13 protein-coding genes and 1 pseudogene are annotated in these 17,448 nt (G+C 69.2%); 10 read left to right on the top strand and 4 right to left on the bottom strand.

Annotated elements, in window-relative coordinates; genetic code table 11:
* Positions 1-5: 5 nt before the first annotated feature.
* The 4 genes and pseudogenes from ATO3_RS12285 to ATO3_RS12270 all read left to right on the top strand — a co-directional run.
* Positions 6-905: pseudogene (locus ATO3_RS12285) on the top strand (NAD(P)-dependent oxidoreductase); the annotation flags it as partial.
* Between the two features lie 103 nt (positions 906-1,008).
* Positions 1,009-1,989: a TRAP transporter substrate-binding protein gene (locus tag ATO3_RS12280; protein ID WP_088650155.1), complete on the top strand. Its 981-nt coding sequence runs from the start codon at positions 1,009-1,011 to the stop codon at positions 1,987-1,989.
* A 119-nt stretch (positions 1,990-2,108) separates the two neighbouring features.
* Complete coding sequence (locus tag ATO3_RS12275) at positions 2,109-2,636, top strand: TRAP transporter small permease (protein ID WP_088650154.1); 528 nt, start codon at positions 2,109-2,111, stop codon at positions 2,634-2,636.
* Positions 2,629-3,912: a TRAP transporter large permease gene (locus tag ATO3_RS12270; RefSeq protein ID WP_088650153.1), complete on the top strand. Its 1,284-nt coding sequence runs from the start codon at positions 2,629-2,631 to the stop codon at positions 3,910-3,912. The genes ATO3_RS12275 and ATO3_RS12270 overlap by 8 nt, the downstream gene beginning before the upstream one ends.
* 62 nt (positions 3,913-3,974) lie before the next feature.
* Here ATO3_RS12270 and ATO3_RS12265 read toward each other — a convergent pair whose 3' ends face one another.
* Both ATO3_RS12265 and ATO3_RS12260 read right to left on the bottom strand, forming a co-directional pair.
* Complete coding sequence (locus ATO3_RS12265) at positions 3,975-4,868, bottom strand: DMT family transporter (RefSeq protein ID WP_332888699.1); 894 nt, start codon at positions 4,866-4,868, stop codon at positions 3,975-3,977.
* 204 nt (positions 4,869-5,072) lie between these two features.
* Positions 5,073-5,516 carry an Lrp/AsnC family transcriptional regulator gene (locus tag ATO3_RS12260; protein ID WP_233152121.1) on the bottom strand — a complete coding sequence of 148 codons (444 nt, stop codon included), beginning with the start codon at positions 5,514-5,516 and terminating at the stop codon, positions 5,073-5,075.
* 134 nt (positions 5,517-5,650) lie between these two features.
* On the opposite strand from ATO3_RS12260, the gene ATO3_RS12255 reads away from it, so the two are divergent.
* On the top strand, positions 5,651-6,490 hold the full coding sequence (locus ATO3_RS12255; protein WP_088650150.1) for a PhzF family phenazine biosynthesis protein: 840 nt from the start codon (positions 5,651-5,653) through the stop codon (positions 6,488-6,490).
* A gap of 57 nt (positions 6,491-6,547) precedes the next feature.
* Here ATO3_RS12255 and argE read toward each other — a convergent pair whose 3' ends face one another.
* Positions 6,548-7,723: an acetylornithine deacetylase gene (gene argE / locus ATO3_RS12250; RefSeq protein ID WP_088650149.1), complete on the bottom strand. Its 1,176-nt coding sequence runs from the start codon at positions 7,721-7,723 to the stop codon at positions 6,548-6,550.
* A 432-nt stretch (positions 7,724-8,155) separates the two neighbouring features.
* On the opposite strand from argE, the gene ATO3_RS12245 reads away from it, so the two are divergent.
* From ATO3_RS12245 to ATO3_RS12230, 4 genes are all read left to right on the top strand, one after another.
* On the top strand, positions 8,156-8,641 hold the full coding sequence (locus ATO3_RS12245) for an Lrp/AsnC family transcriptional regulator (RefSeq protein WP_088650148.1): 486 nt from the start codon (positions 8,156-8,158) through the stop codon (positions 8,639-8,641).
* 138 nt (positions 8,642-8,779) lie between these two features.
* Positions 8,780-10,255, top strand: a complete 1,476-nt coding sequence (locus ATO3_RS12240) for an NAD-dependent succinate-semialdehyde dehydrogenase (protein WP_088650147.1) — start codon at positions 8,780-8,782, stop codon at positions 10,253-10,255.
* An 18-nt stretch (positions 10,256-10,273) separates the two neighbouring features.
* Positions 10,274-11,644: an aminotransferase class III-fold pyridoxal phosphate-dependent enzyme gene (locus ATO3_RS12235; protein WP_088650146.1), complete on the top strand. Its 1,371-nt coding sequence runs from the start codon at positions 10,274-10,276 to the stop codon at positions 11,642-11,644.
* A 221-nt stretch (positions 11,645-11,865) separates the two neighbouring features.
* Positions 11,866-12,933 (top strand): methylglyoxal synthase, encoded by a 1,068-nt coding sequence (locus ATO3_RS12230; RefSeq protein ID WP_088650145.1) that lies wholly within the window; start codon positions 11,866-11,868, stop codon positions 12,931-12,933.
* Positions 12,934-13,000: 67 nt separating this feature from the next.
* Here ATO3_RS12230 and ATO3_RS12225 read toward each other — a convergent pair whose 3' ends face one another.
* Positions 13,001-14,611, bottom strand: a complete 1,611-nt coding sequence (locus ATO3_RS12225; RefSeq protein WP_088650144.1) for a GMC family oxidoreductase — start codon at positions 14,609-14,611, stop codon at positions 13,001-13,003.
* 543 nt (positions 14,612-15,154) lie between these two features.
* Here ATO3_RS12225 and ATO3_RS12220 point away from each other — a divergent pair.
* A complete protein-coding gene (locus ATO3_RS12220) occupies positions 15,155-17,224 on the top strand; it encodes a bifunctional lysylphosphatidylglycerol flippase/synthetase MprF (protein WP_088650143.1) in 2,070 nt (689 codons plus the stop codon).
* Positions 17,225-17,448: the final 224 nt, after the last annotated feature.

Below are 17,448 nucleotides of genomic sequence, written 5' to 3'. Positions count from 1 at the left end.
GGCTTAAGGACCTAAGGACACATATCATGCATGTCGGTATCATCGGCGTCGGGCTCATGGGCCACGGCATCGCCCGCAACATCCTGTCGCGCGGAGGGTTCGCGCTCAGCTTCCTGGATCATCCCGGCAACCAGCCGGTGGACGAGATCACCGGCCTGGGCGCCAAAGCCTGCGCCACCCCGGCAGAGATCGCGGCGGTGTCGGACGTGGTGATCCTCTGCGTCACCGGTTCGCCCCAGGTCGAGGCGATCGTGACGGGCGAGGCCGGGCTGGCGCAGGCCCTGAAACCCGGCGCGGTGGTGGTCGATTGTTCGACCGCGCTGCCCGACTCGACCCTGCGCATGGGCGAGGCGCTGCGTGCGGCGGGGGGCGATTACATCGACGCGCCGATGAGCCGCACCGCGAAACACGCGCATGAGGGGCAGCTGAACCTGCTGGTCGGCGGCGATGCCGCGACGCTGGACAAGGTGCGCCCGGTGCTGGCCTCCTTCACCGAGAGGGTGGACCACGTGGGCGCCCTGGGTCACGGCCACCGCCTGAAACTGCTGCACAATTACGTCTCGGTCGGCTTCATGACCCTGCTGGCCGAAGCCTCGGCCCAGGCCGCCGATGCGGGGGTCGATCCGCAGATCCTGGTTGACGTGCTGGCCGGCGGTGGCGGGTCCAGCGCCGCGCTGGACCGGCTGGCGCCCTACATCACCGCGCATGACCGCGAGGGGCTGCCGTTCTTCGTCGCCAACGCGCAGAAGGACATCGATTATTACCGCGCCATGTCCGAGGCCTCGGGCGCGCAAAAGACAATTGCCGATGGCGTCTCAAGCGCGCTGGCCGGGGCGGTCGATGCGGGACATGGGCAGGCCTATGTTCCTGAACTTGTTAGTATTTTCCGGAAGGCGGACAGCTGATCCGCTGCCCCGCCCGTGCCCGCCCACAGGCCGGCGCGCGGGCGGGGTTGCCCCGGATAATTCGCTTGTGTAGCTACGGCTGAAACTTGATGGGAGGATATCCATGACGTTCGTAATCCGCGGCCTGGCCGCTGCCGGCGCCCTTGCCGCATTCGGCCTTCCGGCCCTTGCACAGACCGAAGTGAAGATCGGCTATGCCCTGGCCCCCGACAGCCACTATGGCGTCGCCGCCGCCAAGCTGGAAGAGGTCGTGCTGCAAGAGACCGGCGACCAGTTCACCTTCACCCACTTCCCGTCCTCCGGCCTTGGCGGCGAGCGTGAAGTGATCGAGGGGCTTCAGCTGGGCACCATCGAGGCGACGATCGTCTCGTCGGGCACGCTGGCCAACTTCGTGCCGGAAACCGGGGTGTTCGACATCCCCTTCCTGTTCCGTGACCTCGACCACGCGCGCGCCGTGCTCGACGGTCCGATCGGCGAAGAGATCCTCGGCCAGTTCGACAGTGTCGGCCTGCATGGCCTGGCCTGGGGCGAGCAGGGCTTCCGCCACATCACAAACAACCGCAACGCGATCCACACCCCGGATGACGTCCAGGGCCTGAAGATCCGCACCATGGAGAACCCGGTTCACCTGGCGGCCTTCAACGACATGGGCGCGGCCCCCACGCCGATGGCCTGGCCCGAGGTGATCTCGTCGCTGCAGCAGGGCGTGATCGACGGGCAGGAAAACCCGCTGTCGGTGATCGTCTCGGTCAAGCTGGACGAGGTGCAGGACTACCTGACGCTGTCCGGCCACGTCTATTCGCCGGCCATGCTGCTGGTGTCGAAGCCGTTCTGGGAAGGTCTGGACGACGACCAGAAGGCCACATTCGAGACCGCCGCGACCGAGGCAGTGGCCGCGATGCGCGGCTATGTCGACAATGTCGAGACCACCGGCGTCGAGACGCTGAAGGAGCGCGGCATGGAGATCAACGAGCTTTCGGCCGAGGAAAAGGCCGCGTTCCAGGAATCGATCGCCGGCGCCTACGAAGGCTATTACGAGACCTACGGCAAGGACCGTGTCGACGCGATCGTCAACTTCGAGTGACGTGACACCGCCGGCGCCCTCGTGGCGCCGGCCCGCTTTTCACTGGCGCCGCACCCGGCGCCGGCCTGCTTCCCGCTGGCGCCCATCGCGGCGCCAGCCTGCTTTCCGAGGGCGCCGCATTGAGACGTCTTGAACACTTCTTCGTGGCGCTGAACGGCTGGGCGCTGATCCTCATGCTGGGGGCGATGTCGCTCATTGTCGGGGCGAACATCACGATGCGCTACCTGACCTCGCATTCCTTTCCCTGGGCCGACGAGGCCGCGCGCTACCTGATGATCTGGCTGACTTTTTCCGGCGCGGGGCTGATCCTGCGCATCGGGGGGCATGTGGCCATCACCAACCTGCAGGACGCGCTGCCGGCCACGGGGCAGAAGATCCTGCGCGGCCTGCTGGTCCTCGGGCTGCTGATCTTCTTCGGCTTCATGGTGCAGGTCGGGCTGCAATACGCCCAGCGGATGCAATACCAGGTCACACCGGCCCTGCGGCTGCCCTTCAGCTATGTCTATGCGGCGATGCCCGTGGGCTTCGGCCTGCTGATCGTGCACCTGCTGCTGATCGCTCCGAAATTCATCATGGCGGGCACCTACAAGCGGCTGGATGACGACGGCACCGACGATGGTGCCCTGCCCGGAGGCGCCAATGGCTGAAATCCTGTTCCCCGCGCTGTTCATCCTGCTCGCGCTTGGCCTGCCGGTGGCCTTCGCCATGGCGATCGCGGTCTTCGTCGCGCTCAGCTTCGGCTCCAGCTATCCCCACCTTGTCGTGGTGAAAGAAATGTTCTCGGGCCTCGACAGTTTCCCGCTGCTGGCGGTGCCCTTCTTCATCCTCGCCTCCGAAATCATGACCGGCGGCGCCGTGACCTTGGCGATCCTGCGGCTGGCGCAGTCGCTGGTGGGCCATCTGAAGGGCGGGCTGGGCCATGCCAATGTGGTCAGCTCGGCCATGTTCGCCGGCATCTCGGGCAGCGCGCTGGCCGATGCGGCCGGGCCGGGCACGATGATGATCCGGATGATGGAAAAGGCCGGCTATGACCGCAGCTATGCCGGTGCGCTGACCATCGCCAGCTCGGTCGTGGGGCCGATCATCCCGCCGTCGATCACAATGATCATCTACGCCATGCAGGACAAGGAGGTCTCGGTCGGGTCGCTGTTCATGGCGGGCGTGCTGCCCGGCGTGCTGATCACCGTGATGGTGCTGCTGGCCAATGCGCGGGTGAGCCATGCGCGGGGCTATTCCTCGGGCGCGCCGATGCCGCCGCTGGCCGAGATCGGGCGCATCGCCTTCTATGCGCTGCCGGCCCTGTTCCTGATCCTGCTGATCGTGGGCGGCATCCGCTTCGGCATCTTCACCCCGACCGAGGCCTCGGTCATCGCGGTGTTCTATGCGCTGATCGTGGGGCTTTTCGTCTACCGGACGCTGAAGCTGCGCGATCTGCCCGACATCATCCTGCGCGGGGCGCTGACCTCGGGCGCGGTGCTCTTGATCCTGGGCGCGGCGCGGGCCTTTGCCTGGGTGCTGATCATCGAAGGCATCCCGCAGTTCCTGGCCGAAACGATCATCGCCTGGGACCTGACGCCCATCGTCTTCCTGCTGGCGGTGAACGTGCTGCTGCTGGGCTTCGGCCTGTTCATGGACCCGCTGCCCGGCGTGATGATCCTGGTGCCGATCCTGGCGCCGATCAGCTTCGCGCTGGGGATCGACCCGAACCATTTCGCGATCATCGTGATCGTCAACCTGACGCTGGGCCTGACGACGCCACCGGTGGGCAGCCTGATCTTCGTGGTCTCCTCCACGGTGGGCATGAAACCGTCCGAGCTGATCCGCGAGATGCCGCCGTTCTTCCTGGCGCTTGCGGCGGCGCTGCTGGTGATCACCTTCGTGCCGGCCCTGTCGACCTGGCTTCCGGGCATCAGCGGGTTCTGATCCACCTCCCCGGTCCGGCAGGGTCGGGGGGGGCGGCTGCACGGGGGGCAGCCGTCCGGGGCCTAGCCCCGGACCTTGCGCTCGCGCCAGATCACGTAAAGCCCGCTGCCGATGATCACCGCCGCCCCGACCAGGGCGGTGCGGTCGGGCACCTCGCTCCAGATCAGCCAGCCGAAGGCGGTCGCCCAGACCATCGCGGTGTAATCCAGCGGCGCCACCACCGCCGCGGGCGCCAACCGGAAGGCCTGGGTCATCAACGTCATGCCCGCCGTGCCGAACACCGCGATGGCCCCGAACAGCCACAGATCCCCGATCTGCACCGGTTGCCAGACAAAGGGCACGACAAGCGCGCTGAGCACCGCGCTGGTCCCGGTCAGATACAGAAGCATCGTCCAGACGCTTTCGCGCGGATCGACCCAGCGCGCGCCCAGCATGAGCAGCGCGTAGATGAAGGCGGTCGCCACCGGCAGAAGCGATACGGTCTGGAAGGCCGCCGTTCCGGGGCGGATCACGATCAGCACGCCGACGAAGCCGGCACAGACGGCCATCCAGCGGCGCGGGCCGACCTTCTCTTTCAGGAAGGCCGCCGACAGGGCGGTGATGAACAGCGGCGCGACGAAGATCAGCGCCGTCGCCTCGGCCAGTTCCAGGTGCATCATGCTGGTGAAGAACAGGATCGTCGCCGAGATCCAGAGCACCCCGCGCACCAGGTGCGCGGCCGGGCGATAAGACCGCAGCGCCGCGGGGCCGCCCATCCGCAGGGTCAGCAGGATGGCAAAGGGCAGGGCGATGATGTTGCGCAGAAACAGGATCTGAAGCGGCGGGTAATCCGCGACCAGCGTCTTGGCCAGCGCGTCATTGGCGCTGAGGCTGGCCACCCCGGCCAGCATCATCGCGATGCCCACGGCCGTGGTGTCCTGCGGTGCCGTGGATGTTCCTGTCGTATCGCCTTGCAAACCGGGCCTCCCTGAATGTCGGGGGCATGGCATCCGACGACACGGGTGTGCCTGCGCGACGCCTCGACCTCGCGCTGCCGGGCGCCCCCCTCTCCGGCCCGGCGGGCGCACCATAGGGGGCGACGGGCCGGCATGAAAGACGCAGTGACACCATCTGGACACGCCCCCGGGTACAGCAGGGGCGCCGGTGGTCCGCCCCTTGCGCTACCGCGCCGGGCGCAGCGGCGGCAGACGCGGCTCGAAGATCGAGGATTTCACGATCGAGGTATGCGTCTCGGCCCGTTCGTGGAACGGCAGCAGGATGTCGTCGAGCTCTGACACATCGGCGATGGCCAGGCGCGTGACATAGCAATCGTCGCCCGTGACCCGGTCGCAGGACATGAAGCGCGGCTGCTCCTGTATCATCTTCTCGACCGCATGTAGCTGCCCGCTGCGCGGCTTGATCCGGACCAGCGCCTGGATCGAGTAGCCAAGCGCGCGCAGGTCAAGCCGCGCGCCGAAGCCGGTGATGTAGCCCTGCTCGCGCAGGTGGCGCAGGCGCTCGCCGACGGCGGGGCCGGTCAGGTCGACCTCCTTGCCGATGTCGGCGAGACTCAGCCGCCCATCGGCGTCCAGCAGTTCGATGATCCGGCAGTCTGTCTGATCCATGGGTTTCGGCATGAAGGTGCGCGCGCCTCGCGGGTTATGAAGTGAAGGAACTTTCACCGTTTGGCCTTCGGCCTCAACGGGACGAAAAATAGGCGCGTCACTAGGATCCTGTCAAACACACACAGGAGACGACAATGGATATTCAACGTATCGCCGCGTTCAGCCAGGGCAGCTCGGGCGGCAATCCCGCCGGGGTGGTGCTGCTGCGCGATCCCGCGACCGAGGCCGAGATGGCGCGTGTCGCCGCCGAGGTGGGGTTTTCCGAAACCGCCTTTGCCCTGCCCGAGGATGCCGGCGGCCGGGCCTGGCGCGTGCGCTACTTCTCGCCCGAGAGCGAGGTGCCGTTCTGCGGACACGCCACGATCGCCCTTGGCGCGGCGCTGGGGCAGCAGAACGGGGCGGGCCGCTACAAGCTGACGCTGAACGACGCGCGGATCACGGTCGAGGCCGCGACCGGGCCCGAAGGGATGCAGGCCACGCTGTCCTCTCCGCCGACGCACAGCCGCGCGGTGTCGGAGGAGGAGCTGGCCGAAGTGCTGACGCTCTTTGCCCTGACGCGCGGGGATCTCGATCCCCGTCTGGCGCCGGCGCGCATCCATGGCGGGGCGGATCACATCGTCCTTCCGCTGAAGGATCGCGCGGCGCTGGCGGCCATGACCTATGACCTCGACGCCGGGCGCGCCGTCATGCGGCGGCACGGGCTGGTCACCGTGATGCTGGTCTTCATCGAAGGCGCGCAGGACTTCGCCGTGCGCAACGCCTTCGCCTCGGGCGGGGTGCTCGAGGATCCGGCGACGGGCGCGGCGGCGGCGGCCTTCGCCGGCTACCTGCGCGACGCAGGCTGGCCCCATGGCGGCGCCTTCACCATCCGCCAGGGCGAGGACATGGGCAGCCCCTCGCTGATCCGGGTGGACCTGGACGACACGAAAGGTGCGCCCGTGCGCGTGTCGGGCGGCGCGCGGGTGATGGGCTGAGCGCATGCGCCCCGGTCCGGGCCGTCCGGTCCCCTTGCGGTCCCGGCCCGGCTTTGCTCAGGCGCCGGCCCTCGGCGTCTCAAGCGTCTTCGCCAGCTTGCCCAGCATCGTCAGGCACTCGGCCAGCTGCGCCTCGGACAGGAATTCATCCGCCTGGTGCGCCTGCGCGATGGAGCCCGGCCCGCAGACCACGACATTCATCCCGCGCTCCTGGAAGATCCCCGCCTCGGTCCCGAAGGACACCACGTCGGTCGAATTCGACCCGGTCAGCGCGGCGACCAGGTCGCGCGCGGCGTTGTCGTCGACCACCTGCAGCCCGTCGACCTCGCCGATCACGTCCGTCAGGATCGAGGCCTCGGGCGCGACCGCCTGCATCGCCGGCAGCAGGTGATCCTCGCAATACGCCCGCAGATGCCTTTTCACGTAATCCGCATCCTCGGCGCTGACGGGCCGCATCTCCCAGTCCACGCGCGCCTTGCTGGCGATCACGTTATGCGCCATGCCCCCGGTCAGCGCGCCGACGTTGACCGTCGTCCAGGGCGGCGAAAACCGCGATTGCGGCGTGGCGCGGGCGCGCAGGTCGTCCTTCAGCTCCAGCAGCCGGGCGACGTAGCGCACCGCGTATTCGACGGCGTTCACCCCCAGCTCGGGCTGCGATCCGTGCCCCTCGGTGCCCTTGAAATGGGTGGAATATTCGTAACAGCCCTTGTGCCCCTCGATGATGCGCATCTCTGTCGGCTCGCCGATGATCGCCATCGCCGGAGAGATGCCGGTGCGGTCCAGCGTCTCGGCCAGGGCCTGCGCGCCGAAACAGCCGATTTCCTCGTCATAGGTGAAGGCGAAATGCACCGGCCGCCGCAGATCGCGCCCGGCGAACTGCCCCGCCATGGCGACGGTCGCCGCGATGAACCCCTTCATGTCGCAACTGCCCCGGCCATAAAGCAGGCCGTCGCGCGCCGTCATCGAAAAGGGATCGACGGTCCAGGGCTGATCCTCGACCGGGACGACATCGCTGTGGCCCGACAGCACGATGCCCCCCGGCGCGTCCGGGCCGATGGTGGCAAACAGGTTGGCCTTGGTGCCCGAGGGATCGGGCAGCACATCGACCCGTGCGCCCACCGCTTCCAGCCGCGCGGCGAGGTAAGAGATCATCTCGAGGTTGCTGTCGTGCGAGATCGTCGGGAAGGCGATCAGATCGCCGAGTATCTCCCGCGTGGTGTCGAGCTGTTCCATGCCGGGGCTCCTTTCTTCGGCGCCGGGGCCGCATCGGGCGGCCGGGCGCGATTGGCAGGGGGCAGGCCAGCGGGGGCCGCCGCCGTCCTGCCCGTGGCGCATGAAAGGCACAAGGGCCCCCGGTTGCAAGGCCGCGTCGCGCCGCAGGGGCAGGGGGCGGGTGGGATGCCGCGCAGAGAGCGCGGGCCGGGAAGCAGGGTCAAAACAGGGCACTGCGTCATCGCGGCGCCGGTGTTTCCGGGCGTCCGGCATGGACATCCCGGCCCGGCTGCGACACGATCCCGCGTCCGGAATTGTCCGGACGCTCTTTCGCCCCGTCCGGCATCGTCCGGACGCCCCGCCGCCCCATCCGGCATCGCTTTGGAGACGCGACATGACCCTGGCCCCATCGCCCATCCCCGCCACCCGGACGGGGGCCCCGGGCCGCGCCTGATGCAGCTGGACGATCGCGATATCCGGATCCTGCAGGTGATCGCCCGCGAGGGGCGCATCACCAAGGCGGCGCTGGCCGAGCGCATCGGCCTCTCCCCCACGCCCGCCTGGGACCGGCTGCGCAAGCTGGAAAAGGCCGGGCTGATCGAAGGCTACGGCGCGCGGATCAACCTGCGCAAGCTGGCGCCGCATGTCACCGTCTTCGTCACCGCCGAGCTCACCGATCACACCGCCGCCCGGCAGCAGGCCTTCGAGGCCGCGATGCAGACCTATGACGAGGTCGTCGGCTGCTGGGCGCTGGGCGGCGGGTTCGACTACCTGTTGCAGATCGTCACCCCGGATATCGACGCCTACCAGCGGCTGATCGACCAGATGCTGGACGACCGCATCGGCCTGTCGCGCTACTTCACCTACGTGGTGACCAAGCCGGTCAAGGGCAGCGCCCCACCCCCGATCGAGCTGCTGCTGGGCCCCGCCGCGTCCTGAGCGCGGCACAGCCCACATGAGTGGTCCGGCCCCCTTGTGACAGCCAGACGGGCTGTCCGGGCGGGCAAGTTCAGTCTCACCTTCTGCGGCGGATGCCGATGATGGCCCCGGAACAGGCCGCGCAAACAGGAGGTAGCCATGCCCGGAACAGCCCTGTCCGCCCGCGACGACATTTCAGACAAGTCGCTGGTGCGGTCCTTCGCCTATGTGAACGGCAAATGGTGCGCCGGAGTCACCGGCGAAACCTTCACCGTGACCGACCCCGCCAACGGCGCGCAGCTGGGCGAGGTCGCCAGCCTTACTGCCGATCAGTCCCGCGCCGCCGTGGATGCCGCGCAGGCGGCCTTCGACCACTGGGCCGGGCTGCTGCCGCAGGAGCGGTCCGCGATCCTGCGCCGCTGGTTCGACCTGCTGGGTGCGCATCGCGAGGACCTCGCCCGGATCATGGTGCTGGAACAGGGCAAACCGCTCTCCGAGGCGCTGGGCGAGATCGACTATGCCGCCGGGTTCCTCGAATTCTACGCAGAGGAATCCAAGCGCCCGAACATCGAGGGCGTCACCAGCCACCTGCCCGATGCCGAGGTCGAGCTCTGGCGCGAGCCGGTGGGCGTCGTGGCGCTGATCACCCCGTGGAACTTCCCCTCGGCCATGCTGACCCGCAAGGCGGCCGCGGCACTGGCGGCGGGCTGCACCGTGGTGGCGCATCCCTCGGCCGAAACGCCGTTCAGCGCGCTGGCCCTGGCCGAACTGGCCGAGCGCGCGGGCGTGCCTGCCGGCGTGTTCAACGTGATCACCGGCGACGGCGCCACCGTCACCGGGCCCTGGACCGAAGATCCCCGCGTGCGCGCGCTGTCCTTCACCGGCTCGACCGAGGTCGGCAAGCTGCTCTACCGCCAGTCCGCGCAGACGGTGAAGAAGCTGGTGCTGGAACTGGGTGGCCACGCGCCGGTGGTGATCTTCGAATGCGCCGATCTCGAGACGGCGGTCGAAGAGACCATGAAGGCCAAGTTCGCCACCTCGGGCCAGGATTGCCTGGGCGCCAACCGGATCTACGTGCAGCGGCCGGTCTACGACGCGTTTCTGGAAAAGTTCAGCGAGGCCACAGGCCAGCTGACCCTCGGCAACGGCATGGACGATCCCGACATCGGCCCGCTGATCCACGAACGCGCGGTGCAGCGGCAGGAGGCGCAGGTCGCCGACGCGCTGGAGAAGGGCGCGCGGCTGGTCTGCGGCGGCAAGCGGCGCGAGGCGGGCTCGCTCTTTTATCAGCCCACCGTGCTGGTCGACGTGCCCGACACCGCCCTGATCATGCGCGAGGAGACCTTCGGCCCCATCGCCGCGATCCTGCCCTTCGACACCGAGGACGAGGTCGTCGCCCGCGCCAACGACAGCGAATACGGCCTTGTCGCCTATCTGCATGCCCATGACCCGCGTCGGATCTACCGGGTCAGCCGGGCGCTGCAATACGGCATGGTGGCGGTGAACCGCACCAAGGTCACCGGCGCGCCGATCCCCTTCGGCGGCACCAAGCAATCCGGCCTGGGCCGCGAAGGCGCCCGCCTGGGCATGGAAGAATTCACCGAAGTCAAATACGTCTGCCGCGACTGGGCATGACGCGGAAAGGAACCGATGATGTTGCGCAATGACCAGCTCGATCAATGGGATCGGGAAAACTTCTTTCACCCCTCCACGCATCTGGCTCAGCATGCGCGCGGCGAAAGCCCGAACCGGGTGATCCGCACCGCCTCCGGCGCACATATCGAGGACCGCGACGGCAAGCGCCTGCTGGACGGCTTTGCCGGGCTTTATTGCGTCAACGTCGGCTATGGCCGGCCCGAGATCGCCGAGGCCATCGCCGCGCAGGCGAAGGAGCTGGCCTATTACCACGCCTATGTGGGCCACGGGACCGAGGCCTCGATCACGCTGGCCAAGATGGTGCTGGACCGGATGCCGGCCAACATGTCCAAGGTCTATTTCGGCCTCGGCGGCTCGGATGCGAACGAGACCAACGTCAAGCTGATCTGGTACTACAACAACATCCTCGGCCGGCCGGAGAAGAAGAAGATCATCTCGCGCTGGCGCGGCTATCACGGCTCGGGGCTGGTGACAGGTTCGCTCACGGGGCTTGAGCTGTTCCACAAGAAGTTCGACCTGCCGGTGAGCCAGGTGAAACACACCGTGGCGCCCGATTATTTCCGCCGCGAGGATCTGAACCAGACCGAAGCGCAGTTCGTCGCCCATTGCGTCGCCGAGCTGGAAGCGCTGATCGACCGCGAAGGCGCCGACACGATCGCCGCCTTCATCGGCGAGCCGGTTCTGGGCACCGGGGGTATCGTGCCGCCGCCCGCAGGCTACTGGCCCGCGATCCAGGAGGTGCTGCGCCGCCACGACATCCTTCTGGTCGCCGACGAGGTCGTCACCGGCTTCGGCCGGCTGGGCAGCATGACCGGCTCGGCCCATTACGGGATCGAACCGGACCTGATCACCATCGCCAAGGGTCTGACCTCGGCCTATGCGCCGCTGTCGGGCTCGGTCTTGGGCGACAAGATGTGGAAGGTGCTGGAACAGGGCACGGATGAAAACGGCCCGATCGGCCATGGCTGGACCTATTCCGCCCATCCCATCGGCGCCGCCGCCGGGGTGGCCAACCTGAAACTGCTGGACGATCTGGACCTTGTCGCCAACGCGGCCGAGGTCGGCGCCTATCTGCAAAAGGGCCTGCGCGACGCGCTGGGCGATCATGCAAACGTCGGTGATATCCGGGGCGAAGGCATGCTGGCGGCCGTGGAATTCGTCGAGGACCGGGCCGACCGGCGCTTCTTCGATCCCGAGCGCAAGATCGGTGCGCAGGTCTCGGCCAAGCTGCTCGAGACGGGCAGCGTGATCGGCCGCGCCATGCCGCAGGGCGACATCATCGGCTTCGCCCCGCCGTTTTGCCTGACCCGCGACGAGGCCGACATGATCGTGGCCGCCATGACGCGCGCCGTGAACGAGGTTCTCTGATCCACGAAGATCCGGAGCCGTGCCCATGTGGGACGGCTCCGGCCCGGTGCCAGGCGCCCCCTTCCGCGCCCCCGGACAGGGCCGGGCCGCGCCCTTTGCGATTACACAACTTCCCGGCGCCCGCCGCACCGATTTCGCCCTAGGATTTCCCCGCCGAAGCGGTCACTCTGTCCCCGGCGAAAACGCGGCAGCCTCCCTGTCCGCACCCGGGGAGACCGCACATGGCTTTCGATTTCATCCTTATGCTCACCTCGAACGACTGCACCATCGCGGATGCGCGCGCGCGGCTGGACGAGGCGCTGGAAGGCGGGGTGCGCCATATCGGCTTCAAGGACGTGGGCCTGCCCTTTGCCGAGCTGAAGGGCCTCGCGGATGCGATCCGCCGGGCCGGGGGGCGGTCCTACCTGGAGGTGGTCAGCCTCGATGCCGAGAGCGAGCTGGCCTCGGCCCGGGCGGCGATCGACCTTGATGTGGATTGCCTGCTGGGGGGCACCCGGGCCGAAGACGTGACGGCCCTGACCCGGCACCACCCGCTGCGCTACTTTCCCTTTCCGGGCCGGATCACCGGCCATCCCAGCGTGCTGGAAGGCCCGGCGGAGGCGATCGTGGACTCCGCGCGCAAGCTGGCGGACCTCGAACACGTCCATGGGCTGGACCTGCTGGCCTACCGGTTCGACGGGGCGGTGCCCGCGCTGATGGCGTCGGTCTGCGCGGCCGTCGAGAAGCCGGTGATCATGGCTGGCAGCATCGACAGTCCGGACCGGATCTCCGATGCCGCGCAGGCCGGGGCGGCGGGTTTCACGGTGGGGACGGCGGCGCTGGCCGGCGAATTCCCGGCCGAGGGCGAAGGCTTTGCCGAACAGGTGCGCGCGATCCTCGACCTGACGCACAAGGCGCGCGCCACGTCGATCGCGCCGCGGCGGCTGGCGCTGTCGGCCCATGACACGCGCAAGCCGCAGCTGCGCGCCTGGGTGCTGCGGCACCGCCGGGCGCTGGCGGGGCACCGGCTGATCTGCACCGGCGGCACCGGTCGCATGATCGCCGAGGCAGCGCCCGAATTGCAGGTCCAGCGGCTGCAGCGCGGCGGGCGCGGCGGCGATCAGCAGCTGGGCGCCCTGGTGGCGACCGGGGACCTGGACGCGATGATCTTCTTCGCCGATCCGACCTTGCCGCACAGCGGCGACGCGGACCTGCAGGCGCTGACCCGGCTGTCGGTGCTGCATGACACGCCGCTTGCGCTGGGTCCGGCGGCGGCGGACATGATGGCGGGGGCGCTGCTGGCGCGGTAAGGCGCGCGCGTTCGGCACGCTCTGCCCGGATCTCCGGGATCCCGAACCGGCAGACTCCGCCGGACCCTCAGGCGGCCAACGCGTTCGGCAGCCCGCAGATCAGGTCGCTCGCCCGTTCGGCCAGCGCGATGGTGGGGGCGTTGGTGCTGCCTGACGGGATCCGCGGGAAGGTCGAGCTGTCAGCCACGCGCAGCCCGGCGACCCCATGCACCCGCAGGTACGGATCGACGACCGAGCTGGCCGGATCGAGACCGATCGGGCAGGTTCCCACAGGGTGGTACGAGGTCCGCGACGCGCGGCGCACGAAGGCCTCCAGCCCCTCGGGGTCATCCGCCGACAGGCCCGGCCCGATCAGGCCCGAGACATGCTCGCGCAGCGCCGGCTGGTCGAGGAAGCGCAGCGCCAGCCGCATCGCGCGCACCTGGCCCTGCACGTCGTCGGGATGCTCCAGGTAGCCTGCGCGGATCCGCGGCAGTTCGGTCGGATCGGAGGAGCGGATTTCGACCGTGCCGCGGGATTTCGGCTGCAGGTGGCCGGCCTTGATCGTGATCCCGTGGCGCCAGCCGTCCCGCAACAGCCAGGGGTCCGACCAGGTGTCGAGCAGCGGCATGAAGTGGAACTGCACGTCCGGGCGCCCCTGTCCGGCCGTGTCGACAAAGGCAAAGGCGTCGACGGCCGGCTGGGCCAGCTGGCCCGAGCGCCGCAGGGTCCATACCAGCTCGTCGCAGAGCATCTTCAGCCCGGTCTCCCGCCAGTGCAGCGAGACCGCTTCGCGGGTCGCGGCATGGACCGACACGTTCAGGTGGTCGTGGAAGTTCCGCCCCACCGGCAGCTCGGCCTTCTGCCGCACTCCGGCGCGCGCCAGCACGTCGCCGGGCCCCACGCCCGAGAGCTGCAGCAGCCGCGGCGAGCCGATGGCCCCGGCCGTGACGATCACCTGCTTGCGCACCCGCGCGGTGCGCCGCTCGCCCCGGCGATAGGTCACCCCGGTGGCGCGGCCGTGCACGATCTCGATCCGTTCGACCAGCGTGTCCATTTCAAGGCTCAGCGCCGGGTTGTCCCGCACCGCCGCCAGGTAGGTGCGCGAGGCCGAGGCGCGTTCGCCGCCATGGGTCGTGGTCTGGTAGAACCCCACGCCCTCTTGCGAGGCGCCGTTGGGATCGAGGATATAGGGATGGCCCGCCTGCTGCCCGGCCCGCACAAAGGCTTCGGACAAGGGGTGGCGATGGCGGTTCTCGGACACGTGGAGCAGGCCATTGGTGCCGTGATAGGCATCGGCCAGGGCCTCGTTCCGCTCGGCCCGCTTGAAATAGCGCAGCATCTCCGCGCCGTTCCAGCCCGCTGCGCCGAACTCCGTCTCCCAGGCGTCGTAATCCGCCGGGTGCCCGCGCACGTAAAGCATCGCCCCGATCGAGGACGACCCGCCCAGGACCCGGCCCTGCGGCATCGGCATCTCGCGGTTCCCGGTCGGCGCCTCCGGCTCGCCCGCGTAGGGCCAGGAATTGGCAGCAACCGCCTGCGGTATGGCCCCGGGCGCCCGAAGCGGCCAGCTGTCGTCGCTGCCGCCGGCCTCAAGCAGCAGAACCGTTCCGCGGCCGCGGCTGACGATGTTATGCGCGATGACGCAACCGGCAGACCCCGCGCCGACGATGATGTAATCGAACGTATTCGTGGACAAGTCTGGATCCTTCGACTCAGGCCCGGCGCGTTCTGCCCGCTCCGTAGGTGCTCAGTCGCCTACCTCTCGAACTGATCGTTTTCCAGAGGCGGAAACAGCATTTATCCGGATCGTGGCGACACTGTTCCTCTGCAGTGCAGCAAGGCGCATTTATCTGAATTCATGTCATAAATCAGGACCGCGCGCAACCGGACGCGCCTGGCCTGCGCCCAGGGGCGGTTGCTGTCGGGATCCGTAATAAATAGATAGCCAACCTATCTGGATGGAGCGTTGCGATGCCTCGGAAAACCGCAAGAGCCCCCGGCTCCCGGCGCGATCCGGGCGCGATTCATCTTCGGTCAGGACTTCTCGGTTAGGTCTGGATCCCGAAGGGTGAGGGGCCGGATGACAGATGATCGACATGAAACCGGTTCGGGTCGGCGGCGTGCCGTTGTCCCTGGCCTGGCGCCGGGGCGACCCGGCCGCACCCTGGCGGTGGTCATGGCGCCCGGCGGCCTCGCCGGGACCGGCCGCTGAGATCCGGCCGTCGGGGGAGCCAGCGCAATGCCCATCATGTCCAGGACAGTCTCGCGCCTGAAACAGGCCGTCCCGTGGCCATCCGGCCCCGCCCGCGCGCTGCTGCTGCGCGGCCTTTTGGTGCTGGCGGTGCTGGCCGGCTGCCTCCTGCTGCTGGGACAGCGCATGTCCGGCATCCGTCCGACCCAGGTGATGGAGGCCATGGCCGCCATCCCCGTCGGCGCCTGTGTCGCGGCGCTGGCCTTCGGCCTGCTCAGCCATGTGGCCGTGTCGGGCTACGATCTGCTCGCCTTCACCCGGATCGGCCGCCGCGTGCCCTGGCCCCGGGCGCTGGCGGGCGGCTTTTCCGGCACCGTCATGGCCGAGGTGCTGGGCTTCGGCCTGGTCACCGGCTCGCTGGCCCGCGCCCGGATCTACCGCGCCAACGGCATCGGCGCGGCCGAGGCGCTGGCGATCTCGGGCATCGTCGCCGCCGGCTTCTTCGCGGGGCTGGCCCTGCTGCTGGCGCTGCTCCTGCTGTGGGACCCCACCGTCGCGGCCAGGATCACCGGTCTGCCGCCCGGCGGCATCCGCGCGCTGGCCCTCGTCGCGCTGGCCGTCATGGCGGTCGGCGCCGCCCTTGGCACCCTGCGCCCCCGCCGCCTGCGCGCCGGCCGGCTTGACCTGCGCATCCCCGATGCGCGCTGGCTCGCCAAGGCCGCGCTGCTTGCCGCCGCCGACCTGGTGCCCGCCGCGCTTTGCCTTGCCATCATGCTTCCGGCCGGGACGCTGCCGCCGCTCGCTGGCTTCGTGGCGATCTACATCACCGGTCTTGCCCTGGGCTACCTCGTCGGCTCGCCCGGCGCCGCCGGCCCGTTCGAAGGCATCCTCTTCCTTGCCCTGCCGGGCGTCGCACCCGCCGATCTGGCCGCCGGCATCCTGATGTACCGGTTCATCTACTACCTGCCGCCGCTGGCCGCCGCGCTGGTCCTGATCCTGCGGGCGCCATCGGCGCCGCGCACCCCGCTGCTTTCGGGCCCGCCGCTGCGCGAACGCATCGCCTGGACCATGGACAGCGCGTCCCAGGCCGAGGCCGAGCTGGTTCTGCTGGGCGACAAGCACGCCTATTTCCCGGTCGAGGGGCAGGGCTTTGTCTTCTACGGGATCTCCGGGCGGATCTGGCTGGTGATGGGCGACCCGGTGGCGCCGCGCGCCGCCTGGGACAGCCTTGCCGCCGGGATCGAGGCCGAAGCCCGCGCCGCCGGCGCCACGCTGGCGATCTACAAGGCCTCGGCCCGCGCCCGCCCGATGTGGGAGACGCGCGGCTACCACCTGCAGTCCCTGGGCGAGGAGGCCGCCGTGTCCCTGCCGGGGTGGAGCCCCGAAGCCCCCGCCCGCCGCGAACTCCGCCGCAAGACCCGGGGCGCCCGGAAGGCCGGCGTCACCCTGCGCCGCCACCGCCCCGGCGCCCATCCCGTCGAAGAGATGGCCCATGTCGCCCGGGCCTGGCACGACAGCAAGGGCGGCCAGCAGAGCTTCTCCATGGGCCACTGGGCGCCGGCCTTCAACCGCCGCCACATGGCCGTCACCGCCTGGCAGGGCGAGAGCCTGATCGCCTTCGCCACCGTCTGGGTGTCGGGCGACGGGCGGGAATGGATGCTGGACCTGATGCGCCAGCGGCCCGAGGCGCCCAACGGCACGATGTACGCGATCATGGCCGAGGCCATCGCCATGGCGTCCGAGGGCGGGGCCTCCAGTTTCAACCTGTGCATGGCGCCGCTGTCCGGGCTCGACCGGGCCGATCCGCCGGGGCTGCTGTCGCGGCTGGGGCACCGGGCCTACACCGGGCTGAACCACCGCCACGGCCTGCAGGGGATGCGCCGGTTCAAGGAGGTCTTCCGCCCCGACTGGTCCGCGCGCTACCTTGCCGTGCCGCATCCTCTGATCCTGCCCGAGGCCCTGCTGGCCGCCCGCCAGCTGGTTCACCGCCAGACCGCACCGGGCGAATGCGGCGGGCTGCGCACGCCCTGGCTCGCGCCGCTGCCCGGCGCCGCCTCCGCCTGGCCGGAGCAGGCCGGGACCCGCAGGCCGCGCAAGTCCGCCCACCGCGCCGCCTGACCCGGCGCCCCCGCGCGATCCGGATGCCCTCCTGTCCTCCGACCCGTGGCATCGTTTCGATCCGCGGTGTAATCCGGGGCGCCAGGCGGGCTTTCCATGTCCGGCCGGGGGCGTATACGCGTCTGATCCTTGTCTTCTGCCTCGTGCATCGGCCTGCGCTGCGCCTGTCGGTCCGATCCGCTCTATTGCGAGGCGGCGCCGGGATGGTTACCTCGGTCACCAGA

Source organism: Marinibacterium profundimaris (genome assembly GCF_002210095.1).
GTDB classification, from domain to species: Bacteria; Pseudomonadota; Alphaproteobacteria; order Rhodobacterales; family Rhodobacteraceae; genus Marinibacterium; species Marinibacterium profundimaris.
This window is presented reverse-complemented; position numbering and strand designations above follow the sequence as displayed.